Origin of the sequence: Microcoleus sp. AT3-D2, from assembly GCF_036705715.1 — a bacterium.
Lineage (GTDB): Bacteria > Cyanobacteriota > Cyanobacteriia > Cyanobacteriales > Microcoleaceae > Microcoleus.
Genome location: NZ_JAUBVE010000049.1, coordinates 24,946 through 49,769, shown reverse-complemented (window position 1 = coordinate 49,769; position 24,824 = coordinate 24,946). Strand labels below are relative to the sequence as shown.

Below are 24,824 nucleotides of genomic sequence, written 5' to 3'. Positions count from 1 at the left end.
CTCCAAGTCTTCTCTTCATCCCTTGGGCTTGTCTTGGCAACTAGAATAACTGCTACCCCTACTTATTGAGCCGATACATTATAACTACCATCAATTTTGTTCATATTAAGGATTTTAGTCATCTGACTTTTCAGATTAACAAATTCCTTAATACTTGCACTACAAAGTTTATTTGACGAACATCAGATAAATGGCTGGAGAGGCAATTGGGGACAAAATTTGTTTGTGAAATGCCCAACTTTTTTCCATGTAACAAGCTCAAACAAAACAAGTTTGGTTAAGTATTCAATAATTTTTGTGGATAAATTTTAAGTTTTAATTGTGGATGCGATCGCCATCGGGTGAGACAATACAGAACGGAGAGTGGCCTGAAAAATCTGACTTGAGCGCGATATTTGGCAACGCGGCTGCGTGCTATACCCATATGTGCATCTAAAAATTACTTTATGAAATCCCCAAGACTGTCCGACACGACAAACTCAGCCTTAACGAAGGAAAACCGGCTGCACTTAGAGCGACTGGTGAGCGCTGCAGCACTGACACCCGCAGAAATCAATGCTGGCAGCGATGCAGTTAGCGGGTTGACTCAAAACCCCAAATCCCTGCCTCCAAAGTATTTCTACGACGATCGCGGATCGAAGCTGTTTGAGTTGATTTGCCAGTTGCCGGAATACTACCTGACACGCACTGAGACGGCTATTTTGCAGGGGTGCGCGGGGGCGATCGCCAATTTAACTGGCCCCTGCGAAATAGTCGAACTCGGTAGCGGCAGTTCCACCAAAACTCGCATTCTCCTTGATGCTTACAGTCAACTGGAATATCCCCTGCACTATTTGCCGATCGACATCAGTCCTACTATCCTAGAAAGCAGCGCTTGTCAACTGTTGGCAGATTATCCGTCGCTCCAGATTCACGGACTTGTCAGCACATACGAATTAGCCTTAGCTAAAATTGCACCGTCGCCGTTGCCAACCCGAATGATTTGCTTTCTCGGCAGTACCCTCGGCAATCTCAATGCTCAAGAATGCGATTTGTTCTTCTCGCAAATTGTCGGTGCATTGCAGCCGGGAGAGTATTTTTTGCTGGGAATTGACTTGGACAAATCTAAGGATATTTTAGAGCCTGCATACGATGACAGCCAAGGAGTAACGGCAGCATTTAACTTGAATATGCTGCGACATTTAAATCGAAAATTTGAGGGAAATTTTGATTTAGCACAGTTCGATCATTGGGCTTTTTACAATCAAGAGGAATGTCAAATTGAAATGCACTTGAAAAGTAAAAAAGCGCAAACAGTGCAGTTGCGTTCTCTGAATTTAACGGTTGAATTTGCAGCGGGAGAAACTATCCGCAGCGAAATATCGCGCAAGTTTAATCTCAATACTGTAAAGAAAGAACTTTCGCAGCGCGGTTTAATGCCGGTGCAGGTTTGGACAGATCCAAATCAGTGGTTTGGCTTGATGCTTTGTCAGATGTCAGTTGACAGTTGACAGTTGACAGTTGACAGTTGGCAGTTGACAGTTGACAGTTGACAGTTGGCAATTGTTATTTGTTATTTGTTTTGAATATCTCCCAATAATCAGTAACTACTGACTACTGACTGCTGACTACTGACTAATAACGTTCGCGAGCGGGGACAGCACTATGACTACTGACTACTGACTACTGACTACTGACTACTGACTACTGACTACTGACTAATTAACAAATCGGCCGCTGTCCGGGTTTGACGGCGTGAATGTACTCGCTGCCCGATGTCGGCCATCCCCGCTTATAATAAGCTTCCTCCGGCTTCCCCCAGCCCAACTGCAACAAAATTTCTAGAAAATCCAACTTTTCCCACTTCGAGAGGCTGGCCCATTCTGTGCGCTGGGCTATAGCCTCTACATCAACCGGCTCGATTGATCGAAAATCCTTCCCACTGTTAATGCTTAAATACAAATCCATCCCGGCAGTTACCTGCTGCCAGAATTCCAACATAGCAATCTTAGCTGCCTTCAACGTAATCAAATCAACCGGTAGAGCTATTAATTCGTCATTCACTGCCGGATAGCGTAGAGTATTGCCTTTAACCGCCATTTCTCGCCAGACAATCCCAGAAACTTGATGTTCCCGCTGGTATTCGTGCACGGCAGCCTTAAAATTTTGATAGGCAGTGAACTTCTGAACGCCCTCAGATTTGAGAAAGCGGTCAATCACGGGGTTGCCTGTAGCAGGAGTTTCAGTCAAATTGAGACGCCGCCCATGCAAGCAGGCTTGGCGCTCTTCTTCGAGGATTTTAATGAGTTCCGCCGTGCTGTAGACCTTGGACATCTTTATTCAGGCAAAATCAAGATATTGGCTGATATTCGGCTGGTTTTCTCGACTAATCTTCGGTAAAGATAGTTTGGCTGTTCTGGGCAATATTCAGTTTTGCCGTTATTCTAACTTTTCTTGCTGCTTAATTCTAGTTTGATAGTTTACAGGAGTCGAGCCGCGAAATCCCGACAGCCTCTTAAAAAAAGCAGTTAAGAGGGTATCGAATCACGAACTAGAGTGGGAACTGCACCGCAGACGTACCTCGCGGAATTTTTCGCCAAAAACAAAGCCCCCTCGAAGGAGGGGGCAAAACTGATTTAGATGTTTGGGAGTTTTATTTGATGGGTCGATCGAACAACCCGAAAAAAAAGCAGCATTCGCACCTGCCGTCAACTACCAAAACTCAAATTTTCAGTCTCAAAGTTTAGTAGCGTCCGCGTGCAGGGCGATCGTTGTCGCCCCAGCCGCCGCCGCCCGAGGGGCGTCTGTTGTTGTTGTTTTCGCGAGGTTTGGCTTTGTTGACTTTCAAGTCGCGGCCCATCCACTCAGCACCGTCTAGAGCTGCGATGGCTGCTGCTTCTTCTGCCTCGCTTGCCATTTCCACAAAAGCAAAACCCCGCATCCTGCCTGTTTCCCGGTCCATTGGCACTTGGACGCGGCTTACAGTACCGTACTCGGCAAATACTTCGCTGAGGTCCTCTGATGTTACCTCATATGAAAGATTACCCACGTAAATCGACATAAAATCTCCAGAATCATTAGGGTGCAGAGACTTAGATTCGGAGAGACGCTTGTAAATAAACACCAACAAACTACGCAACCGAATTTAATTCTTGGAAAACCACTATAACATGAAGGCAGCAGAATCAGCAATTGGCTGTCATAATTTTCAATTTTGGGTGCCGTCGGGCAATTGGCAACAAAACGTATTTGTGATAACTGACATCTTACACTCTTGGCGTCATGCACTTGGTTTCTTGCTGCGCGATCTACCTGATATCTGAGATTTTTCGTCGCTGTTACCAGGTTGATTGGGTCTGATTGAGAACAGTGCTTGAGATTCAGTTATAACTGACATCAGGCACTGTTATCCCGGGGCAAGCCTCCTGCCCGTTCCACCAGAGATAAATGTTTTTAGCCCAGGATTAATCTTCCGAGTCAATCTCCCCTCTTCCATCTCCCGTCTCTCATCGCATCCGATTTAGCCCCCGATAATCGCGGTTCCCAAATAATTATCAAAAGAGTTATTAACCATATCTACGCGCATTTTATACATATATAGCAAAACCATTTGATTTGTAAACAATGGATTCAATCATCACAAACGTTTCAGGTGGTTCTACATTCACGACTCAAATAGACTTGCTATAGACATCAAATTTCACCCCAGATAGAGCGACTTTGCCAGAATTGCCCTCCTGAATTGCGGTTCTTCCTCCAAACGGAGGAAAATTACTTGTAATTTTTATTCAAAATAGATTCACTTTGAGCTTATAAAAAATCCCATTTACGACTCTCAATACATTGTAAAAATGTAAAAAATGATCGCACTTACCAGGATAAAAAAAATTAAATGTTGATATTGGGGAACACAATTGCTCACGGCTTCTAAACAAAACTGACTTTTGAATACACAAGAGAGGTGATTATCCGGTCTTTATCATACAAACTAGATCTATCTCCTGTATTTGTGAGCTACTTAATTTTGTGCCGACGCTAGTTTTTCAAGAATTTGGTAATCTTTGAGCTGTGCATCTGCCAAATTTATATTCTAATTATTGGATTGGTGAGCTAGCGATAGTTTTTAATAACACTTAAATATTCATCTCTTCATCTTTTAAAAATGCTAGATATTACGTATTTTTGCTGAATACAATAAGAAAAATTTTTATTAACAAACAACAAAAAAAATCAGCATTTTTAGCTACACAATTGCCTTTTTAAGTAATATTGTTATCCTACTTTTTGATATAAATTTTCGTTTTTATTGGTTTTTAAACGTTTTCTGTAATTTCTCTATTTGCTCTTTATATGAGATGATTATATGCTGTCATTATTATACTAATTATATGAAGTTTGTTTTAGGTGATACCGTCTTTAAATGCCTAACAGCTTATGTCCTGGGAAAGATGCGATCGCACTCCTACATCCCTAGCATTGTAAAAGTTGAAAGCCCACAATCCACAAAGATTGTCTGTTACAGAGAAAAGCAAGCCTAGACAAACGAGTGTGAAGCAGTTACAGAGGATTTTAGATGGTTATAAACAGTTCGTTAACCCGGCCCTTGGCTGTCGTGACGGGTGCCTCTAACGGTATCGGCTACGAACTCGCCAAACAGTTCGCTCAAAACGGATTCGATCTCCTAGTCACCGCCACCGGACCGAGCATCAATGAAGCGGCTCAAGCCTTTGAGGGGCTCGGTGTCAAAGTCGATACAGTGCAGGCAGACCTCGCTACCTACGACGGTGTTGAAACGCTCTACAACCAGATTAAAGCGACTAATCGGCCAGTGGATGCGATCGCAATTAATGCCGGTGTCGGCGTCGGTGGCGACTTTGCCCGCGAGACAGACTTGAAGGACGAACTAAATTTGATTAACCTCAACGTTGTCTCGTCTGTGCATTTGGCTAAACGAGTAGTCAAGGATATGGTCGATCGCGGCCAGGGACGGATTCTATTCACTTCGTCCATTGCCGCCCTAATGCCGGGGCCATTCGAGGCAGTTTATGCAGCATCCAAAGCCTTCATCCACTCGTTTTCCGAAGGACTCCGCAATGAGTTAAAAGATACAGGTGTAACTGTCACCTCGCTCATGCCCGGCCCAACCGATACTAACTTCTTCCATCGGGCGGGAATGGACGACACAAAGGCGGGCGCCGACAAGAAAGATGATCCAGCCGAGGTTGCCAAGCAGGGATTTGAAGCCTTGATGGCCGGTAAGGACAACATCATTGCCGGTTCAATCAAGACAAAAATTATGGCCAGCGCCAGCAAAGTTTTGCCTGATACGGTTAATGCCGAAATGCACCGCCAGCTTACTGAACCGGGTTCTGCTAACCAATAATTTCCGCCCGTTTTACTATTCTTATGTGCAGATTTAAAGGATGTAAACATCGCAGATAATGGCAAGATTGCAGCCGATAAAAGGGTGTTTACTTCTCCCAGTAGTGGCGATTTAGCACAGTTTTCTCAGGCGTTCATCGAGGGCATTATGCAGCATCGGGCTTGGATGCGAACTGAGGAATAAATGGTTCCCGCCTAAGTAATTTAGTACAGGACATTTATGCAAATTCATCATCTCAATTGTGGCTGTATGTGTCCCATTGGAGGGGCGCTTTTCGATGGCTTTAGTCGCGGTCTGACGGCTCACCTCGTCTGCCACTGTTTGCTCATTGAAACGAATCAGGGACTGGTTCTGATCGATACCGGCTTCGGATTGCGCGATATCAAGTCCCCTTACTCCCGGCTCAGCCCGTTTTTCGTCCATTTTAATAACATCCAGTTTGAGCGCAAGTACACGGCGATCCATCAAATTGAACAGCTCGGATTTTCACCAAGCGATGTGCGCCATATTGTGCTAACCCACCTCGATTTTGATCATGCCGGTGGTCTAGAGGATTTCCCGGAAGCAACGGTACACGTCATGCAGGCTGAAATCGATGCCGCACAGGATCGGCACGGTTTCATCACAAAAAGGCGCTATCGTCCGGGGCAGTGGGATGAAGTCAAACGCTGGAAATACTATTCGGCGGGTGGCGAACCTTGGTTCGGTTTTGAAGCAGTCCGCGACCTCGACGGGTTGCCGCCGGAGATTTTGCTAATCCCGTTGGTGGGGCACACGCGCGGTCATGCTGGCATTGCCATTGATACACCCGAGGGCTGGCTCCTGCACGCAGGCGATGCCTATTTCTACCGACACGAGATGGATGCCACTAACCGACGCTGCACACCCGGTTTGCGCGCCTACCAATGGATGATGGAGGTCGATCGCAAGGATCGGTTGCTCAATCAAGGCCGGCTGCACGCATTATCGGTGCAGCATAGTAAAGATGTGCGCCTGTTTTGCAGTCACGATGCTATTGAGTTAAAAGCCTTCAATGGCGGGTCTAGTAGCTCTTAAAACTAGAAATTTCATCATTACTATTGATTAGGCAAAGTAGGCGGTTGGGGAAGTTGCAGCCGGACTGCACTCAGGATTTGGAGACATCTTAAATTGACAATTCAAAACTCTTTAGTGCAGCGAAGCGGTCAGTGAGTCCTAGTAGTTTCTTGAAGAAGGCATTTATGAATATCAGCAGACGCAATTTGTTAAAAGTAACTTCTGCTTCGGGTTTGGTTGCAGCAGGGCTGGCAGCTTCCGAAGGGTTTTTCAAACCTTTGTTAGCTCAAGATGAACCGATCCAACTAGACGCTGAAAGTGCAGTTGCCCAAGGTCAAACCCAAAGCGGCGAGATGAGTTACAGGACGCTGGGACGCACAGGAGAGCGAGTGTCTGCAATTGGCTTGGGGGGACACCATATCGGACGCCTTCGAGAGGAGCAAGAAAGTATTAAGCTCATTCGCAGTGCGATCGACCGTGGCATCAATTTCATGGACAATTCCTGGGACTATCACAACGGACGCAGCCACCGCTGGATGGGTGCAGCCCTCAAGGATGGCTACCGGCAAAAGGTGTTTCTGATGACCAAGATTGACGGCCGCACCAAGGGCGCTGCGATGATGCAGATTGACGAGTCGTTGAAAGCGTTGCAGACCGATCGCATTGACCTAATGCAGCATCACGAAATTATTCGGATGGAAGACCCCGATCGCATTTTTGCTCCCGGCGGGGCTATGGAGGCGGTAGTAGAAGCGCAGAAGGCGGGCAAGATTCGCTACATCGGGTTTACAGGACACAAAGACCCTTTGGTTCACCTGCGAGTGATGGAAATTGCCGCTCAAAACAATTTCCGTTTTGACGCGGTACAGATGCCGCTGAACGTGATGGACGCTCATTTTAGAAGTTTTGAGCAACAAGTTCTGCCGGTGCTGGTGAAGAACCAAATAGGTGTATTGGGGATGAAATCTATGGGCGACCCCTACGTGCTTAGAAGCAATACAGTAAGCCCGATCGAATGTCTCCACTATGCGATGAATCTGCCTACTTCAGTCGTGATTACTGGCATTGATAGTATGCAACTCCTCGATCAAGCGTTTGAGGCGGCTCGCACGTTTAAGCCGATGGATCGAGCACAAGTTGCAGCAATGCTGAATCGCACTCGCGAGGCGGCAGCAAAAGGGCAATACGAACTGTATAAAACTACCAACCAATTTGATAGTACCGCCATGAACCCATCGTGGCTAGGATAAGCAGTTTTGTATTATTCATAAGCCAATCTAAGATGAAGTCGAAATTATTTCTTTAGATAACCCACAAAGGCTAGAGGAGAGGTTGTCTCCGGCTCTTTTGGATTGTTTCTAGGGAGCTAGGTTAAGCAGGCTGGGTGAGTTTCTTTAATGCCTGAATGGGTGGATTTTTTTCAAAACACGATAATTTCACCACACTGTAATAGAAATTGGTAAGGAAATTAAAAGGCGTGCAGTTGTTTTCATGGATAATGTCCCAGCTCACCAAGTTGCTTCGATTGAACCATTGATTCAATCGGTCTGCGCTAGTGTTCGTTACCAATCACCTTATTCACCCAATTTTAATTTTGTTGAATATTGGTGTTAACAACTCAAAGCTTTTTTACGTTGATTTTCAACTTAATTAAGGTTATTTTAAGGGACAGAATATCATTAATTATGAGCTGATATTCTGCCGGATATAGCAATACTAATTGCTGTGGGAATTAGATGTTTTTATCAACAGCAGAGGGCGCAGAGAAGGCAGAGGGAGAGAGAAGACGGAAAGTTTTTAGTTTTAAGTTAAATAGTTCAAACTTTACCCCAGCGCGATATTACGAGGAACAAAGCAATTTCCAAACTCAAAACTATTCGTCAATTTCCCCTTACCACTTTCCTGACATCGCGCCCTTGAGTCTCAATTCTTCTCTACTGACTAAAGCTTCGTAGTAATCGGGTTTGATTTCGAGGGCGACTCCGTAAGAGCTAATAGCATCTTGAGTTCGCTGCAATTTTTGCAAAACGTCGCCCCGCTGCGCCCAAGCTTCCCAGTTGTCTGGCTTGAGTTGAATCACTTGGTCAAAAGCGACGAGTGCTTGGGAATAGTTCTGCATTTCCCCTAGAATCAGACCTCGCTGTACCCAGCCTTGATAGTTATCCGGCCAGACAGTAATTGCTCGATCGTATGATGCTAGAGCTTGTTCGTACTGCTGCAATTTTGACAAAGCGTTGCCGCGTTTCAACCAAGCTTCAAAATTGTCGGGCACGATTTTAAGTACGCGGTTGTAAGCTGCGACGGCTTCTTCGTAACGCTGCAATTTTTCCAGCGCTGCGCCTTGCTGCAACCCTACTTTTGATGTAATTTCTGCTTCTGAAGTCAGAGAGATTACTTTATCAAAACAGGCGATCGCTTCTTCGTATTGCTGCAATTTTTCCAGAGCTTCGCCTCGCAAGTTCCAAGCTTCTAGAAAATTACCTTCAATTTGTAGGGCATTGCTGTAAGCGATAATTGCCTCTTTGTAGCGTTCCAATCCGGCCAGAGCGATGCCTCTACCCAGCCAAGCTTCGGGAAAATTCGGATTAATTTGAACGGCTTGGTCAAAAGCAGCGATCGCCCCTTCAAAATCTCTCGATTCTGACAGTGTTTGACCGCGCCCGATCCATGCTTCAGGATAAAAAGAATTAATTTGAATTGCCCGATCGAAACAAGCAATTGCTGCGTCGGCCCACTGGTGTTTGAGGGCCATTCCTTTATAAAACCAAGCTTCGCAGTCGTTCGGTTGCATTTGCAGTACGCGATCGTAAGCTGTCACCGCTTCTGAATATTTGTGCAATTTTGCTGAAGCAATGCCCCGATTGAACCAAGCCAGACTATTTTGTGGTTGCAGTTGAATGGCGCGATCGTAAGAAGTTACCGCTTCAGCGTAGCGTTCGGCCTTCATCAAAGCCAAACCTCGGTTCAGCCAAGCTTCCCAATTTGTCGGGACCAGTTTCAGCGCGCGCTCGAAAGCGGCCACGGCTTCAGGGTAGCGCTCCGCTTGAACCAACACGTTGCCTTGCCGATACCACATGGCGGGCAAATTCGGATGAAGTTGGGTTGCTTTTTTGTAACAGCTTGCGGCTGCATCCCACTGCTGCAATTCCTCTAAAACTCTGCCCCGCTGATACCAAGCTTCGTGCTTTTCTGAATTGATTTGAATTGCAGTGTCGAAAGCCGCGATCGCTTCTGAGTGATTTTGCAAACTTAACAGCCCTGTCCCGCGCAGCATCCAAGCCCAGTATTCTTCGGGATTAATTGCTGTAGCTCGATCGGCGCAGGCTACGGTTTCTGCGTAGGAGTGCAGTTGCTTGTAAGCTTTGCCCAGATTCAGCCACGCCCGGGCCCAGTCCGGCTTAATTTGAACGGCTTTTCCGTAGCAAATGACTGCCGCTTCGTACCTTCCTGCTGCGTACAATCTATTGCCCCGATCGTAATCTGGAAATGCTGCCAAAATTCTTAAAATCGGCGGCAGCAGAGCTGGTTGGGGGTTTGAGGAGTTTTCTGTAGCCGAAGTCGAGAGGTCTGGCATACGCCTTTCACATAAAAAATTTAGTGGGATAACAAGCTTGCGGTCTTATATATTAACTTATGCTTTTCTTAATCTCGCTGCTGTTTGGAAACAAATTTAGCATATCAGGCTTGGTGCGACACATCATTTTTACTTAATTCGAGTAGGTATAAAATTATGCACCGTTCCCACTTTCGGTACACCGCTGTAAAATACGGTCAGTCGATTTTCGATTTTCGATTTTCGATTGACCCCACAGATGAATCTGGGAGCTTGAACCAGAGTCTAAAATTTTGATCTCTCCACGACGAGTCTCGGAAACTTGTATCCGTTTTTGGGCGGGGTCAATCGATTTGAGATTTGAGATTTGAGATTTTAGAGTTTAGATTGAAGCATTGACCCCACGGATAAATTCGGGGGGCAAGTTTCATCGGATACACGTTTTTTATTTCTCCACGGATGAATCCGGGGGCTTGTATCCTCGATGCTTTCGGTCAGGACACAAGCACATAATGTCCTCATTCAGGTTTAAAACCAAATTTAAGATGCTAGAGTTGCACGCGCTTTTAGATTTCACGGGCTGTGATTGGGAGTCGATCGACTCGCGCCCGAATTATTGGTACGAAGGCCGTTGTCCTCAAACTGGCGAGCTGCTGAGACTGCCGCGCACTCGAATGTCCGAGGATCTCGCGCGGGGTTTGATGCAGTACCTGGCGGCTGACGATGCCTACGATCGCGAGGGGAAGATGTACGGCATATTACTGGTGGAGATGCCTTCGGGGGAACAGGGGATACTCAAAGCATTTTCCGGGCTGCTGAATGGTTGCAGCATTGTTGAGGGGTGGGTGCCACCGATTCCGGGACGAGATCGTGTTGCTTTTGAGGAAGCCCGCACGTTAACTCAATTGGAGGCGATGAAACAGGAACTTATTGCATTGAATCAACTCCCGCAGCGACAAGAGTATGCAGCCTTATGTCGGGAGTTTGAAGTGCAATTGCAAGTTTTGAGCGATCGGCATCGCAATTGCAAGCTGCTGCGAGACGAAAAACGCCAGTTACTGTGTCAAACTCTCGCAGCAGAAACACTAGAAATTGCCCTGGAACAACTGAATCAAGAAAGCCGTTTGGAGAAAATTGAACGCAGACAATTGAAACGGCAGCGCGATGAAACATTGCAGCCACTAAAACAATTAATTGAAGCTGCGGATCGGCGGATGCAGGCGCTGAAACAGCGGCGAAAAGAACTTTCCCGCGAACTTCAGACGCAAATGCACGCGGCTTACACTCTGGTCAATTTTTTGGGAAAATCGCGATCGATCTCCTCATTAATGCCAACCAATTCTATTCCGACGGGGACCGGCGACTGTTGCGCGCCAAAATTGCTCCACTGCGCGGCAGTAAACAATCTGAAACCGCTGGCAATGGCTGAGTTTTGGTGGGGGCCACCATCGGGCGATAAGATTCAGGAAGAATTTTATGGCGCTTGTGGCGATCGGTGTCAGCCGTTGATGGGTTTTTTGCTGTCAGGATTGGCTCAAAATCCGACTGTTTCTAATATGGATAAGGGTTTTACGGGCGGGCTAGAAGCCCAACTCCTACTTCCCTCAAGCAATAATATTTCTTGTGGAACGGGCATCTTGCCCGTTACCCAAATGCTACCGATTATTTATGAAGACAAATGGTTGGTTGCGGTCAATAAACCCTCTGGCTTGCTGTCAGTTCCAGGTCGTTATCTGGAAAATCAAGATAGTGTTTTCAGTCGTTTGCGTAACTTGTTACCGGATAGTTTAAACTTGACAGTTGTGCATCGTTTAGATGGGGAAACATCTGGGATTTTGCTATTGGCGCGGAACAAAGAAACTAGCAGTCAACTCAGGCAGCAATTTGCAAAAAAGCAGGTTCACAAAGTTTATGAAGCGGTGCTTTCGGGTACTGTAAAAATTGATGCGGGGACGATCGATCTCCCACTTTGGGGCGATCCAGAAAATCGCCCTTACCAGCAAGTCAATTGGGAGTGCGGAAAACCCAGTGTTACTCGCTTTGAGGTAATGGCGAGGGAGGGAAATTGCGATCGCGTCGAGTTTTTGCCGCTGACGGGACGCACGCATCAATTGAGGGTTCATGCAGCGGATGTTCGAGGGTTGGGGATACCGATTTTGGGCGATCGGTTTTACGGATGTCGGGCTGCTGCGAAGCGGCTACACTTGCACGCGCGGGAACTTTCGTTTGAGCATCCGCAGTTGGGAGAAAGATTCTACCTAAAGGCAGAAACACCATTTTGAGCTAAGGGCGATCGGGCAACGAGCGATAGTCGAGCAGTAGGAATTACAGATAGAGGCACGACATATTTACTGTTGAGTAATCGCAGCAACAAATGGGGGGACTTCAGCTTAACTTGTCACCCATGAGTTGAGCAGGGAACGAGCTACTTATTACTGATTACTTCTTACTTCTTTTATATCGCATTACTCGGAAATCTCTGCTTCAAAACAGGCATTATCGGACAAGGTTTTTGCTCCTGTAAATTCTCTGGTTTGTTCCAAGTAAAAGGCCCTTTTTTCTCCGCCGCCATCCACAGCAAGCTTTTTGCTCGCGTCATCGCCACATACAGCAGTCGAAACTCTTCTGCTGTTTTCAAATAGCCTGCTTGTTCCCAGGCTTCGCCTAGATTTGGTAAAGGATATTTTTCGTGCAAACTTGCTCGAATTTGTGCTCTCGCTACCTCTGCTAAAGTGAAATCTCCTAAAAATCGGGCTTGCGGCAAAACTCGCAAATTTCCGGGGATGGTTTGTTCGTGCAGAAACGGCAAAAATACGCAATCCCAATCCAATCCTTTAGCTTTGTGCATGGTAATAATTGTTAGTTGACCTTTGCTGGTATAGCGTTCTTCTATTTTGTCGTCTGCATCCACAGGTTCAAATCTTTCAGAACTGACAATTTCGCTCAGTACGGCCAAAATATTACGCATTGAATTGTTGCCGGCTGTTTGGATTGCTACCCGTTCTGCTAATTTGTCGGCGGTGGCTAATTCTGTTTGGTCGTATTGCAGCGCTAAGGCTAAGAATGAAATGATTTGGTAGGGTGGCAGTTCTAAGCTAGCTTGCAGCAAACCGCAGCAAAAATAGCGGCATTTGCGAACGGGGTCTGACTGCTGCGGGTCTAGGGGGCCTGGGTAAAGGAATTGCTCGGGGCTAGTCGCAAAAGCATTGTAGTCTTGTTTGGGAATCAGTTGTCGATCGCTCAAAATCTTTAAGGCTGCTTTCAGGTAGTCTGGAGAGTGGGGGCGATCGAGGAATTGCAGCAGTGTTAAGATTTCCCAAGGTACTTGAGAATGTCTGTCCCGCTCTCCCACATCCTCAATTTTAATCCCGTATTTCCGCAAATCAAAGCTTAATCCGTGTTTTTTAGGATTTTCCAGCACTTCTTTGATAAACTTACCTTGTTTATTTTCCCGCACCAAAATAGCCATCGATTTCAGATTCTCTAACGGCAATTTGGCGCTATTTTCCCCCTCGCTCGCTTCTACCCCTAAATCGATATCTTTGCCATCCCTGCCCCATTCAAAATCGGTCGGTAAAAATTCCTCTACTAACTCAATTACCCGCTTGCCAATTAACTCAATTGTATGGTAAATATCGCGGGGAGTATGCAATTCTAACCCGCGACCAATGGGGGCAGGGTTTGCATTTTGCTGCGGGTCATCGCTGGGTACTGGCTTAATAGTTTGGTCGCGAAAAGGCTGTTCTGTTCCCGCTAATTTTGAGCTATTTACCCATTGCAACATAAAGTTAGCGGCATCGATAATTACTTGGGTGCTGCGGCCTGCACCGTCCATTGTCGCTAACTTATTTTCCACTTCGCACTCATCGCAAAATTGGTTAAAATAAATCGGGTCGGCGGGAGTGAAGGTAGAATTAATCGCTTGATTTGGATCGCCAACTCTGATAAAATTGGGAGGTAAAGTAGGATGTTCGGGATCGATCGCCAATGTTTCCAAAAGCCGAGTTTGCAAAGGTGTCGAATCCTGCGCTTCGTCCTCAAAAACGGCAAATACTTGCTTTTGCTCGATCGCCCTCGCCCTCGGATTTTCCAACACCCGCAAAGCGGCTAAAATCATTTCGTCGTAATCGATGAATTCCCGGCTCCTCAACAAAGCCTGATATTTTTGATATAAACCCCCAGCTACTGCTAAAATCTCATAACTATCCCCAGTATCAAGAGCGCTCATTTCTAACAACTGTTCGGGAAACAAACCAGAAGATTTCGCCTCGTGAATCACAGTTTTAGCTACCTGCGGCAAAATTTCCGTCCGCAAAACCGATTGTCGCCGCAGCCTCTCCGTTTCCTCTCCGTCGAATTGCTGTCCTTCCAACAAAACTTGATATCGGCGGGGATTTTCGGCAATCCAAAGTTCTACACAGGTGCGAATTAATCGGTGACTTTGAGTTGGAGTAACTAAGGTTGAATTTTCTAAATTTAAACCCGACAAATCAGGATGGCGCATCGCAATATTCAAAGCTAAACCGTGCAAAGTGTGCACGGCAAAACCGCCTTGAGATAAAGACAATTGGGCCAATCTTTCCCGAATTTTAGCTTTAATATTAGCAGCAGCCGATCGCGTAAATGTCACGACAATTAACTGGCGGCGGTTGTGAAGCTGGTTGCGGGCGATCGCAATTGCCGACGCAGCAGCCATTCCCGTAGACTTCCCGGCCCCTGGGACCGCCGAAACAGCAAGGGGGCCGCCTTGCCAATCCGCCATGTCCTGCTGGCCCGCACGCAAGCTTTCGCGAATTTTAAGGCAAGCTTGTTCTCGCAAAACTGCAGCAACCCCTGATTCTGAAAGCGCTGAGGCTACATCCGAGCGATCGATCTTGGTTGTCGATCGCATAAAATCAGTATCAAATTCATCTGTCATTCGATTTTAGATTTTAGATTTTAGATTTTAGATTTTAGATTAGAAAAATATTTGTGGCGTTCAGCCTTTTTAAACGGTATCAGAAACCGAGTTGCTTTAGTTGCGCTCGCGTATGTCCAGATCCCGAACCGTCAATCGATTTTAGATTTTAGATTTTAGATTTTAGATTGAATAAAGCAACCTAGCTCATAAATCCGGGGGCTGGCGATAGGGAGCGAGGAGCTTTTTTCTCGCTCCACGGATGAATCCGGGGACTTGTGACCAAATTGTTTTCGGTCATCACACCGATATTTATTGGCTTTCATCTGCGTTCATCTGCGTTTATCGGCGGTTAAAAATCCCAAAGTATTCAACCTCTACCGTTTCCATTTCGGTATCGGCTAAACTAACGCTATATATTGAAGCTTAAATTGAAACAAGCATAAAATTCAATACCCAAGCCTTTTTTATAGGAGTCACCCCAATGAAAACTCACCTCAAAATCAATTCCCCCCCGCCCAAGCCAAACCCACACGCAGCCAACAACAGCACAACTCGTTTTGCTGTAGCGGTATTCTTAACTTTATCTTCAACAATTGCTTTGCCTAGCTGCGGAGGAGCTCAAACGTCCAGCAGCGCTCCAGGCGGCGCAGGTTCACCCAGCAGCCCTGAAAACCAACTTGCCACATCGGCTCCACAATCGGCACCAGCACCGGAGCCAGCAGCCCAAAGGTCAAAAACTCCTGGTGCATCAAAAAAAGCAGCAGAAACTCCAGCAACCCGTCCCCAACTGATTAAAAAAGCCCAACTCAGCGTAGTTGTCAAATCTATTGACGCCAGCACTAAATCTGTTACTAATATTGTCGAAAAACAGCAAGGCGATATCTTGGGTTTCCAAAATCAAAAGCCGCCGGATTCCAGTGTCCGCCAAACGGCGTCTGTGGAGATTCGCGTGCCTCAAGAACGGTTAGAAACTACTTTAGACACTTTGGCAAAACTCGGAACTGTAGAGAACCGTTCTCTGACGGCTGAGGATGTTACCGCTCAATTAGTTGACAGCGAGGCTAGGCTGCGGAACCTCCGCAAATCAGAGGAAATGGTATTAAAAATTATGGAGCGATCGGGTTCTGTCGGCGATGTGCTCAAAGCTTCTCAAGAGTTGAGCAACATTCGGGAGTCGATCGAACGCATTGACGCTCAGTTAAAAAGTTTGCGAAATCAAGTAGCCTATTCAACTATTAGCTTAACTCTAGAAGCAGCAGTCTCGGCTCAACAAACTCAGGAACCTTCTCTAGGTTTGCGGGCGCAGGAAACTTGGGGGAAAGCAACTCATTCTGTGGGTGAATTAACGCTCGGTTTTTTTGCTTTGGGTATTTGGCTGTTGGCTTACAGTCCTTATTTGCTGTTAATTGGGGCTGCGGTTTACGGCTTTAATCGATTTAAGAAACAGGATTCTGTTCCGACAATTCAAGAACCGAAACCGCCTCAGTAGTCAGTAGTCATTAGTCAGTAGTCAGTAGTCATTAGTCAGTAGTCAGTCCACCCACGTAAAATTTATGTATTGTGGAACGGCCGGAAAACCGGTTCTTAAAACCAACGACAACTGCCAACTGCCAACAGTCAACAGTCAACTGAGAACTGACTAATCATCAATTTGCCATCCATCTTTGGTATAGTCTTCATCCACAATCTTTTTGGGCCGCATCACCAGCACAACTCGCCCCAATAGGGAAAAATTCGGGGATTGTTCAAACCACTGCAGTTCTAAATTGCCCGCGTTATCGGCGAGGAAATAACTCTCAGCATCCCACTGTCTTTGGGCTCGATCGGCAATAATCAAAACTTCTTCAACTTTGCCTTGCAGCGGTACCGGCAATTTATCGCTCATTCCCAAAACCGCCACCGGATCTTCAGCGTTCAAAATTACCTGCCATCCGGGAATCGCCACCCAAGCTCCGGCTCCCGAAAATTTTACCATTCGGAACGGCTCGATTTCCTCCGGTAAAGGCACTGCCAGCAAATCTCTCGTAGAAAGCGGCAATTTGCCCACAACCGGGACAACGCGGGGCAATTGTTCCTCGGTATCGAGTCGGTAGACGGGCAAGCGGGGCGCTTCCCGTCTCGAAACTACGGTAAAATCAACGAGCAACTGCTCGATTTGCGCCCTAGCGCTTTGGCTGCTAGCTAATTTTAAACCGCGAGCAATTAAGCGCGATCGCTCTTGCAAATCGCTTTTCTGTCTCGCCAATTGCCAGCATTGGTAAGCCATAGCATCGCCGGGAGTGTCTGTGAACCCTTGGGGGAGACTCCCGAAGTGCGAAAACTCCTTGATCGCTTTAGCAACTTGGCGAGCATCGTCAACATCCAAATTGTGGGTTAGCATCAAAGCAGCCGCCCCGGCACGCTCTACTTGAGAGAGAATCCGAAACTCGTATAAGATATCACTACCTTTGCCCAAAAAGTGCGATCGAACTTCCTCTGAAGCCCCAGCATTTACCATGCTGGTGTAGACTTGGGCTGCGACGCTTACTTGATTTTGCTGAATTGGCTCAAAACCAGTTTCTTCAAAAATCCTTTGAGAGTTGTAGCCAGCTTTTAGCAGTGCAGTGCAGGCCTGTCCCCACTCTACCCAAGTGCCTTCTTTTCGGCGGAGCGATCGAATTAACTTTTCGGCATCCACAGCATTGGTGGAGGGTGCAGATGCAGGAGAGGAGGAATCTTGCGGTGTATCAGTCATAATTGAATCAAAAACTAGCGCTAAGTTATGTGTGATTGGATACCGGCAAGGCTCGTGTCGCGGCAGAGCGATAGATTAATAGTAAGTGAGTTATGAGACTATTGTTACAGAATAGTTGCTCGCCTAAATTTACAAAGGGGAGTTTATCGTATTGTTATGGATAATGCCATTTCAGAGCTAGATCAAATTAAACGCCAGCTCATGACCCTACACAGACCGAAAAAGCCCAAAATGCTGGTAGTAGACGACGAACCAGACAATCTGGATTTACTCTACCGCACTTTCCGACGAGATTTTAACGTGCTCAAAGCTGAGAGCGGAATTCGCGCCTTGGAAGTCCTCGGCATCGAAGGCGAGGTCGCCGTGATTATTTCCGACCAGCGGATGCCCGAAATGAAGGGAACGGAGTTTTTGAGCAAAACCGTACCCCAGTTTCCGAATACGGTCAGAATTATCTTGACTGGTTTTACGGACATTGAAGACTTGGTGGATGCGATTAACTCAGGACAGGTTTACAAGTATATCACCAAGCCTTGGGACCCGAACGAACTGAAAATGGTGGTGCAAAAGGCGGCCGAGACTTATGAAATTCTCAAGCAGCGGACTGAGGAATTGGATCGCGCCCAAACTCAAATACAACTGTTAGCAACAATCATGCAAACGGCTGTGGATTATCCGAGTTTGGAAGCAAGTTTAGATCCAATTGCTACTGCTATAAGTGATAATTTTTTGGCGGACTCTTGCATTTTGCAACTGGTGGAAGAAAATGTTTTAATACCGGTTCAAGGCACTCACACCACGGGTTCAACTGTGGAAAATTGGTTGGCAGATGACCCTCTGGTTCGAGAGGCAATCGCCTCTCAAACTATTCAGGGTGCTGTGAATATTGGCAACGACACAAACCTAGCGAGTCTGCCGCACTATCAGAAATCCGGCATTCAAGCTCACCTCAGCATCCCGGTGAGTCACAAAGGTCGATCAATCGCCCTGATTTCCATGCAGTGGAAGCAACCTTGTTCCCTGCGCCCCGACGAACTCACAACAGTTCACCTCGCCGCTCAAGAAGTTGCTTTGGTATTGACGAGTTTTCAGGGTCATTAGTCATTAGTCATCAGTCATCAGTCATTAGTCCTTAGTCCTTAGTCCTTAGTCCTTAGTCATCAGTCGGCTCTCAGTCTTGAGTCGAAAATGATAGCAAACCAATGATTCTAGACAAAAGATTACCGATTGCTAACAAATAAAAAAGCATTAATGACTGGCGACAGCATGACATGAATGGACGGATTAATTATTCTTTCCGGCTGACCAATCACCAATCACTAATCACCAATCACTAATCACCAATCACTAATCACCAATCACTAATCACCCATTACCAATGACCAATGACTAATGACTAATAACGCCGAAGAAATTAAAACTATATTTAATCGAATTGCACCAGTTTACAACCAGTTGAACGACTGGTTGAGCTTTGGGCAACACCGGATTTGGAAGCAAATGGCGGTGAAATGGAGCAGTGCTGGCCCCGGAAATACTTGTTTAGATTTGTGCTGCGGTAGCGGGGATCTAGCTTTGTTGCTGGCCAAACAAGCAGGGCCCACCGGTTGCGTATTTGGAGTAGATTTTTCCCCCGAACAATTGGCAGTGGCGGCCAGGCGCGATCGACCTTTTCTTACCCCTGGCAGTCCCATTTCCTGGGTAGAAGCTGACGCCCTAGACTTGCCTTTTGCTGACAATTACTTCGACTGCGCCACCATGGGTTACGGGCTGCGTAACGTGACTGACATCCCCCGCAGTCTTCAGGAATTGCACCGCGTGCTCAAACCCGGTGCAAAAGCCGCTATTCTCGACCTCCACCGCCCCAGCAATTCCCTAATGCGGAGCTTTCAGCAGTTTTATCTAGACACTCTCGTAGTGCCCATTGCTCAGCAATTTGGCATGACTCAAGAATATGCTTACATTAATCCTAGTTTAGAAAAATTCCCGATCGGCCAGGAGCAAGTCGCGATCGCCAACAAAGCCGGATTTGCCACCGCCACCCACTACCCGATTGCCGGAGCTATGATGGGAGTATTGGTATTAGTCAGTTGACTGTTGTCAGTTGTCAACAGTTAACAGTCAACAATCAACAATCAACAATCAACAATTCCCAATTCCCCATTATTGATGAATCCCTCTGACATTTGGCTGTTGTTGGCCCCACCTGTAGTGGGAGGAATTATTGGCTATTTCACTAACGATATAGCTATCAAAATGCTGTTCCGCCCGTATCGAGCTATTTACATCAAAGGGCGGAAGTTGCCTTTCACTCCAGGCTTGATCCCCCGCAACCAAGAGCGTTTAGCAAAGCGAATTTCCGACACAATTATGGGTTCGCTGCTGACGCCACAGGAACTGCAAAACTTAGCTCGCCGCCTCCTGCAAACCGAGCGGATGCAGTCGGTGATTCTCTGGTTGTTGCAGTTGGCGCTGGATCAGGTAAAAGCAGACGCAGAGCAAAAAACCGCTAAAATTCTCGCTAACATTCTGCGAGATTTGCTGGGGGAATCTGTGCCGCGAATTCTCAAAGTTCTGGCGCGCCGGGAAGATTTTTTAGAAGCTCAGCTTAATCAAATTTTTGATCAAGTTTTGCTGGAGATTCAGCTTACGGAATCTCAGGCAGCTCAGCTTGCTGAGTGGTTGTTGCAGGTAGTAATACCCCCGGAAGTGCTGCGGCAGGCTTTAATTGACTTTTTGACGGATCGCAATATTTCGATTATCGATGAAGGGTTTCGAGAAAAAACCAGCGGCACTTATTGGGTAGTAGCAAATTTGTTTGGTTTGCGGAACACTTTAACTCGGCTGCGGACTTTTTGTCTGGATGACAGAGAAGCCACAAATCAGCGCTTAGCAGAGTTAACTATTTCTTTGGGAATTCGCGGGCGAATTCAGGAATGGTTGCAAAATTTGTCGATGCAAAATTTACCGGTTTCGACTGTGAGACAGTTGCGAAAAACTATGCGCGACAGCGTTCGCAGCTACGTTCAACAGCGGGGTACAGACGTACTTGAGGGGTTGACCAAATCTATTGACTGGGAAAATATTTCGCGGTTGCTTCTCAATCGATTGCAGACTTCAGCGGTGATGAACGCTTCCCTCGGAATTGTCAGCCAAGAACTGGCTTTGGTTTTAGAGCGTTATTTAGAGCGGGATTTAGAAAATATTGTAGCTCAGGCTATCCCGATTTTGAATATTGACCAAGTGATTGTTGATCGAGTAAAAGGTACTTCTCCTGAAGAGTTGGAGTTAGCAATTCAGGGAATTGTCAAAAGCGAGTTACAGGGAATTGTAAATTTAGGAGGGATTTTGGGCGTTTTTGTCGGCTGTTTGCAGACAGTTGTGCTTTGGATTCAGCGGTGATTTATTTTGGCAGTTGTGAGATATTTGTTGTAGTCTAATATTCACTCGACTTGCGCCCACAGTACCAAAAACCAGGTTTTTCGACCGTATTGGCCACCTCAGCCAGAGGATTTTTGGTAAAAATCGGGTTTTTGTGGCTCCATCCTAATTTACTCATTTTCTAAATCTATGCCAGCCCCCAATTCGGACGATCGCACAAACATCCCAAAAAACCCCCGCAACCTCAGCCGCCAACAATACGATCGTTTAACTGCAGAAATGGCCACTCCCTACCGGCCTCTGCGACAGTTTGTTTACGTAGCTTGTGGCGCTTCGGGCTTTATCGGCGGCTTGGTTTTCCTCGCTAAAATTGCCTCTGGCCGGGAAATTGGTTCTGCTTTGCCTAATTTTGCCCTCCAAGTCGGAGTGGTGGCCCTGATGGTGTTCCTGTTTCGCTGGGAGCAGCGCGCCGAGGGCCGATCCCCCAAGCCTAAGTAACAAAATTTTACAAATCGAGACAAAAATCTATCTGAGGCAAGGAAAAGTTATAAATATAAAGAAATTATTATGAAATCGTGGTTTGCCAGCGATCCCTGTAATACTAGTAATGTGGCTTCAATTGGGGTCAGCACATTTAAAGGCCCTAATCATAAACCGCTTGTAATTTGTTCAATTGGGGTCAGCTTTCATAAAGACCCTAAATATATAAAATAAATTTAAGCCCAGCGCCAGCCTTCACTGATAGAAGAGCTGGCGTTAGGCATTTTTCTATGATCGGGAGCTTGGGAGAGAGAATCCTATCAATTCAGGTTGCACTGTCGGTGATTGTTGACGGTTGACGGTTGACGGTTGAATCGCAGTCGCCAAACTGAATGGTTGAGTGTTATCCGTAGGGTGTGCACCGCGTACAGAGAGGCCCGTAGCAGCGCCCTGAACCGAGTTTTTTGCCTAGCATCCGATATAGGTAATACCAGTTCCCAAAAATCATGCAACTGTAGACTTGTGATCAAAACCACGATCGCCATCAGTCATTCGCAAATCTAAAATCTAAAATCTAAAATGGTATAAGTGCTGGGGCGATCGAATAATTTGGCATTTCCCGAACACCTTAGCCTGTCCAGTAACTAATGAGATGTGTCAAAGTCGAAGTAGAAAAAGATGTTGGGAGATTTTACTATGGGTCGATCATTTTTCAAAGGGCGGTGGACGTTATTTTTAGCAGCAGGCGCGGGAATTGTATTTTACAGCAATGCTGCAGTGGCTGCCGAAAAGGTAGTGCTCAAATACAGTGCGATCCGAATGACTTTACCAGTCAGCGAATTAGAAAGTTTTGTAGACACTGGGAAAATGTCGCCCGGGTTAGAAATGCTGCTGGGAAATGCAAAAAAAGACCCGGAAGCGGTTCGCAACAGTCTGACGAGGCCTGTAAAAGTCAGTCAAAGCTTTTTGGATCGGACGCTTAACAGCAAGGTTGGGGAAATAATTCTCGATGAAGTGGGTCAGGTAATTCGCACTCCTTCTGGGAATGCAAATCGAGAAGCTTTGCGCGAGGCATTGGTGCTGTCTGCAACTAATGATAACGAGATTACACTGCTGGAAGCGATGAAGAATTATCCCAATCCAGAAGTTTACGTTGAGGGTGATCGTTTAGTTGAAGCTTACGGCAAACTTGTAGCTTTGTCAGAACAATTGGGCGGCGTGTCAGAACGGCTGCAAGACGTTTTGAACAAGATTCGTTTGCCTAGATTGTAGTGGATTTGGTCAAGGACGGTTGATTGCTTTGAGCGATCGCAGAATGTTGCTGAACCTGCATCAATTACAGGAAAGTTACATTTTTTTGTGCAAAATTTGCCTAATTTTTACACCAGTACAAAAAAATCTAACTCCAGGCAAGCTCCAAACCAGACGGGAATCAGTCATTCCTAATTCTAAAATCAAAAATCAAAAATTAGATAACTTCGCTGTCTAATCTAGATCGGGATAGATGTTCGACAGTTGACGAAAAGTTAAGCGAGAAGTACCCGTGTTTTTTTTGAATAAAGTATTTAAAACATAAAATGCAGGCGAGAGCTTGTGTATCGCTCATAAACTGAAATACGATCTACTGGACATTGCAGATTCTCTATCTTAAAATAGATAAATTATGTCATAGTCAGGCGCTTGCGGAAAAACGGCTGGTCATTACTAAGCTTGTTATACAAAAGATGCCATTACACAAGGTATTAGCAAACAAGATGGAGCTAAAAAAATAAATAAGAAACGCTGATACCGCCTTCATTAACACTTCCATTTGATCAACTTTACTTACTGGGTAACAGTAGCAACATGAATAACAATCCTATTCGTTCAAAAGACCGTTTCTTGGTTTTCGGCGCTCCGGCGATCGAAGATGCTGAAATTCAAGAAGTGGTGTCAACCATGAAAACAGGTTGGCTGGGTACAGGCCCTAAAGTCATGAGTTTTGAAAATGACTTCAAAGCTTACAAGGGTTCCCAGTACGCGATTTCAGTCAATTCCTGTACGGCGGCACTGCACTTGAGCATCCTCGCTGCTTCGTTACAACCAGGGGATGAAGTTATTACTACTCCCATGACTTTTTGCGCTACAGTTAATGCGATCATCCACGCCGGGGCAACACCGGTACTGGCGGATGTAGATCCGGTGACAATGAATATTGACCCGGCTCAAGTCGAAGCTAAAATCACTTCAAAAACTAAGGCAATTTTGCCAGTTCACTTCGCAGGTCGTCCCTGCGATATGGATGCGCTTTGCGAGATTGCTCGCCGTCACAACTTGAAGTTAATCGAAGACTGTGCTCACGCGATCGAAACAGAGTACAAGGGGCGGAAAGCAGGCACATTTGGCGACTTCGGATGCTTCAGCTTTTATGTCACCAAAAACATTACGACAGGCGAAGGAGGAATGATTCTGGCCGGCCGTCAAGAAGACGCCGACAGGCTCAAAATTTTAGCGCTGCACGGTATGAGCAAAGATGCTTGGAAGCGCTTCGGAGACTCGGGTTACAAGCACTACCAAGTGGTGGAGGTCGGTTTTAAATACAATATGATGGATCTGCAAGCTGCGATCGGCATTCATCAAATGAAACGAGTCACCCCTTATTGGCAGCGGCGGGAGCAGATTTGGCAGCGCTACAACGAAGCATTTGCGGATCTGCCGATTACTTTGCCCGCCAAGCCCGAACCGGATACAATTCATGCTTATCACCTGTACACCATTCTGGTAGATGAAGCCAAAGCAGGAATCAGCCGCGATGAGTTTCTCAACGCTATCAATGCTGAAAATATCGGTGTCGGGGTACATTACATGAGTATGCCGGAACATCCTATCTATCAAGAAATGTTTGGATGGCAGCCAGAAGACTATCCGAATGCTGCGTACATCGGGCTGCATACAGTTAGCTTGCCGATTTCGGCAAAATTAACAGATGCAGATGTGGAAGATGTAATTGCTGGTGTTAAAAAATGTTTGGCGATCGGCAAAGCTAAAAGTCCAGTTTTGGCAACAGCAGACTAAAGTCGTGGAATAGGTTGTCATTAAAACATCCTAGCTGTTTTTTAATAAAAGCAACTAGGATGTTTTTTAACTCCACAACGCTCTGTTAGTTTTTATGGCCTTGGCAGTTATTTTACTTAAATGTTATCGTTTTACAGTACAATCACTCTCAGGTTACGGAATCTGCTTTTAAATAAAACAAGATAAAACAAGACAGCTCTACAAACTGAGCACTCCTCTCCTATGTGAATAGGCCTGTTGCAACAGTCCTTTTTATCACTTTATTGAGCAGGCGGGACGCCCACCCACAAAAAAAATGACTCTTGTGAAATGGACAGGAGAACCC

The 24,824-nt window shown here is 46.1% G+C and carries 18 protein-coding genes; 13 read left to right on the top strand and 5 right to left on the bottom strand.

The window, feature by feature from the left end:
* Window positions 1–446: 446 nt before the first annotated feature.
* Window positions 447–1,490: an L-histidine N(alpha)-methyltransferase gene (gene egtD / locus QUB44_RS19640; RefSeq protein ID WP_333369975.1), complete on the top strand. Its 1,044-nt coding sequence runs from the start codon at window positions 447–449 to the stop codon at window positions 1,488–1,490.
* A 211-nt stretch (window positions 1,491–1,701) separates the two neighbouring features.
* Here egtD and QUB44_RS19635 read toward each other — a convergent pair whose 3' ends face one another.
* Window positions 1,702–2,313: a hypothetical protein gene (locus QUB44_RS19635; protein WP_333369972.1), complete on the bottom strand. Its 612-nt coding sequence runs from the start codon at window positions 2,311–2,313 to the stop codon at window positions 1,702–1,704.
* 409 nt (window positions 2,314–2,722) lie between these two features.
* Window positions 2,723–3,040 carry an RNA-binding protein gene (locus QUB44_RS19630; protein WP_333369970.1) on the bottom strand — a complete coding sequence of 106 codons (318 nt, stop codon included), beginning with the start codon at window positions 3,038–3,040 and terminating at the stop codon, window positions 2,723–2,725.
* A 1,512-nt stretch (window positions 3,041–4,552) separates the two neighbouring features.
* Between QUB44_RS19630 and QUB44_RS19625 the strand changes: the two genes are divergently transcribed.
* From QUB44_RS19625 to QUB44_RS31230, 4 genes are all read left to right on the top strand, one after another.
* On the top strand, window positions 4,553–5,362 hold the full coding sequence (locus tag QUB44_RS19625) for an SDR family NAD(P)-dependent oxidoreductase (protein WP_333369968.1): 810 nt from the start codon (window positions 4,553–4,555) through the stop codon (window positions 5,360–5,362).
* Window positions 5,363–5,581: 219 nt separating this feature from the next.
* Complete coding sequence (locus QUB44_RS19620) at window positions 5,582–6,418, top strand: MBL fold metallo-hydrolase (RefSeq protein WP_333369966.1); 837 nt, start codon at window positions 5,582–5,584, stop codon at window positions 6,416–6,418.
* A gap of 164 nt (window positions 6,419–6,582) precedes the next feature.
* Window positions 6,583–7,647 carry an aldo/keto reductase gene (locus QUB44_RS19615; RefSeq protein WP_333369964.1) on the top strand — a complete coding sequence of 355 codons (1,065 nt, stop codon included), beginning with the start codon at window positions 6,583–6,585 and terminating at the stop codon, window positions 7,645–7,647.
* A 199-nt stretch (window positions 7,648–7,846) separates the two neighbouring features.
* A complete protein-coding gene (locus QUB44_RS31230) occupies window positions 7,847–8,011 on the top strand; it encodes a transposase (RefSeq protein WP_445299909.1) in 165 nt (54 codons plus the stop codon).
* A 277-nt stretch (window positions 8,012–8,288) separates the two neighbouring features.
* Here QUB44_RS31230 and QUB44_RS19610 read toward each other — a convergent pair whose 3' ends face one another.
* A complete protein-coding gene (locus QUB44_RS19610) occupies window positions 8,289–9,971 on the bottom strand; it encodes a tetratricopeptide repeat protein (protein WP_333369961.1) in 1,683 nt (560 codons plus the stop codon).
* Between the two features lie 524 nt (window positions 9,972–10,495).
* On the opposite strand from QUB44_RS19610, the gene QUB44_RS19605 reads away from it, so the two are divergent.
* The gene (locus QUB44_RS19605) at window positions 10,496–12,232 is read left to right on the top strand and encodes a pseudouridine synthase (protein ID WP_333369959.1); all 1,737 of its coding nucleotides are present in this window, start codon (window positions 10,496–10,498) and stop codon (window positions 12,230–12,232) included.
* Between the two features lie 173 nt (window positions 12,233–12,405).
* Here the strand turns inward: QUB44_RS19605 and QUB44_RS19600 are convergent, their stop codons facing one another.
* Window positions 12,406–14,868 carry an ATP-dependent helicase gene (locus QUB44_RS19600; RefSeq protein WP_333369957.1) on the bottom strand — a complete coding sequence of 821 codons (2,463 nt, stop codon included), beginning with the start codon at window positions 14,866–14,868 and terminating at the stop codon, window positions 12,406–12,408.
* 463 nt (window positions 14,869–15,331) lie between these two features.
* Between QUB44_RS19600 and QUB44_RS19595 the strand changes: the two genes are divergently transcribed.
* Entirely contained in the window at window positions 15,332–16,339 is a 1,008-nt protein-coding gene (locus tag QUB44_RS19595) for a DUF4349 domain-containing protein (RefSeq protein WP_333369955.1), read from the top strand.
* A gap of 150 nt (window positions 16,340–16,489) precedes the next feature.
* Here the strand turns inward: QUB44_RS19595 and QUB44_RS19590 are convergent, their stop codons facing one another.
* Window positions 16,490–17,584 carry a RuBisCO accumulation factor 1 gene (locus tag QUB44_RS19590; RefSeq protein WP_333369953.1) on the bottom strand — a complete coding sequence of 365 codons (1,095 nt, stop codon included), beginning with the start codon at window positions 17,582–17,584 and terminating at the stop codon, window positions 16,490–16,492.
* Window positions 17,585–17,740: 156 nt separating this feature from the next.
* On the opposite strand from QUB44_RS19590, the gene QUB44_RS19585 reads away from it, so the two are divergent.
* The 6 genes from QUB44_RS19585 to QUB44_RS19560 all read left to right on the top strand — a co-directional run bounded on the left by QUB44_RS19585 (window position 17,741) and on the right by QUB44_RS19560 (window position 24,499).
* Window positions 17,741–18,685, top strand: a complete 945-nt coding sequence (locus tag QUB44_RS19585) for a response regulator (protein WP_333369951.1) — start codon at window positions 17,741–17,743, stop codon at window positions 18,683–18,685.
* Between the two features lie 291 nt (window positions 18,686–18,976).
* Window positions 18,977–19,678 carry a bifunctional demethylmenaquinone methyltransferase/2-methoxy-6-polyprenyl-1,4-benzoquinol methylase UbiE gene (ubiE, locus tag QUB44_RS19580; protein ID WP_333369948.1) on the top strand — a complete coding sequence of 234 codons (702 nt, stop codon included), beginning with the start codon at window positions 18,977–18,979 and terminating at the stop codon, window positions 19,676–19,678.
* 75 nt (window positions 19,679–19,753) lie between these two features.
* Entirely contained in the window at window positions 19,754–20,986 is a 1,233-nt protein-coding gene (locus QUB44_RS19575; protein ID WP_333167187.1) for a DUF445 family protein, read from the top strand.
* A gap of 168 nt (window positions 20,987–21,154) precedes the next feature.
* The gene (locus QUB44_RS19570) at window positions 21,155–21,463 is read left to right on the top strand and encodes a DUF3493 domain-containing protein (RefSeq protein WP_333369946.1); all 309 of its coding nucleotides are present in this window, start codon (window positions 21,155–21,157) and stop codon (window positions 21,461–21,463) included.
* Between the two features lie 678 nt (window positions 21,464–22,141).
* Complete coding sequence (locus tag QUB44_RS19565; protein WP_333369944.1) at window positions 22,142–22,717, top strand: alpha/beta hydrolase; 576 nt, start codon at window positions 22,142–22,144, stop codon at window positions 22,715–22,717.
* Window positions 22,718–23,290: 573 nt separating this feature from the next.
* A complete protein-coding gene (locus tag QUB44_RS19560) occupies window positions 23,291–24,499 on the top strand; it encodes a DegT/DnrJ/EryC1/StrS family aminotransferase (protein ID WP_333369942.1) in 1,209 nt (402 codons plus the stop codon).
* Window positions 24,500–24,824: the final 325 nt, after the last annotated feature.

Excerpts from the sequence above, each read along its gene's own strand:
- QUB44_RS19620 (WP_333369966.1), top strand. The coding sequence starts at position 5,582 with ATGCAAATTCATCATCTCAATTGTGGCTGTATGTGTCCCATTGGAGGG.
- QUB44_RS19630 (WP_333369970.1), bottom strand. The coding sequence starts at position 3,040 with ATGTCGATTTACGTGGGTAATCTTTCATATGAGGTAACATCAGAGGAC.
- QUB44_RS19575 (WP_333167187.1), top strand. The coding sequence starts at position 19,754 with ATGAATCCCTCTGACATTTGGCTGTTGTTGGCCCCACCTGTAGTGGGA.
- QUB44_RS19625 (WP_333369968.1), top strand. The coding sequence starts at position 4,553 with ATGGTTATAAACAGTTCGTTAACCCGGCCCTTGGCTGTCGTGACGGGT.
- QUB44_RS19585 (WP_333369951.1), top strand. The coding sequence starts at position 17,741 with ATGGATAATGCCATTTCAGAGCTAGATCAAATTAAACGCCAGCTCATG.
- QUB44_RS19560 (WP_333369942.1), top strand. The coding sequence starts at position 23,291 with ATGAATAACAATCCTATTCGTTCAAAAGACCGTTTCTTGGTTTTCGGC.
- QUB44_RS19570 (WP_333369946.1), top strand. The coding sequence starts at position 21,155 with ATGCCAGCCCCCAATTCGGACGATCGCACAAACATCCCAAAAAACCCC.
- QUB44_RS19610 (WP_333369961.1), bottom strand. The coding sequence starts at position 9,971 with ATGCCAGACCTCTCGACTTCGGCTACAGAAAACTCCTCAAACCCCCAA.
- QUB44_RS19635 (WP_333369972.1), bottom strand. The coding sequence starts at position 2,313 with ATGTCCAAGGTCTACAGCACGGCGGAACTCATTAAAATCCTCGAAGAA.
- QUB44_RS19600 (WP_333369957.1), bottom strand. The coding sequence starts at position 14,868 with ATGACAGATGAATTTGATACTGATTTTATGCGATCGACAACCAAGATC.
- egtD (WP_333369975.1), top strand. The coding sequence starts at position 447 with ATGAAATCCCCAAGACTGTCCGACACGACAAACTCAGCCTTAACGAAG.
- ubiE (WP_333369948.1), top strand. The coding sequence starts at position 18,977 with ATGACTAATAACGCCGAAGAAATTAAAACTATATTTAATCGAATTGCA.
- QUB44_RS19565 (WP_333369944.1), top strand. The coding sequence starts at position 22,142 with ATGGGTCGATCATTTTTCAAAGGGCGGTGGACGTTATTTTTAGCAGCA.
- QUB44_RS19615 (WP_333369964.1), top strand. The coding sequence starts at position 6,583 with ATGAATATCAGCAGACGCAATTTGTTAAAAGTAACTTCTGCTTCGGGT.
- QUB44_RS19595 (WP_333369955.1), top strand. The coding sequence starts at position 15,332 with ATGAAAACTCACCTCAAAATCAATTCCCCCCCGCCCAAGCCAAACCCA.
- QUB44_RS19590 (WP_333369953.1), bottom strand. The coding sequence starts at position 17,584 with ATGACTGATACACCGCAAGATTCCTCCTCTCCTGCATCTGCACCCTCC.
- QUB44_RS19605 (WP_333369959.1), top strand. The coding sequence starts at position 10,496 with ATGCTAGAGTTGCACGCGCTTTTAGATTTCACGGGCTGTGATTGGGAG.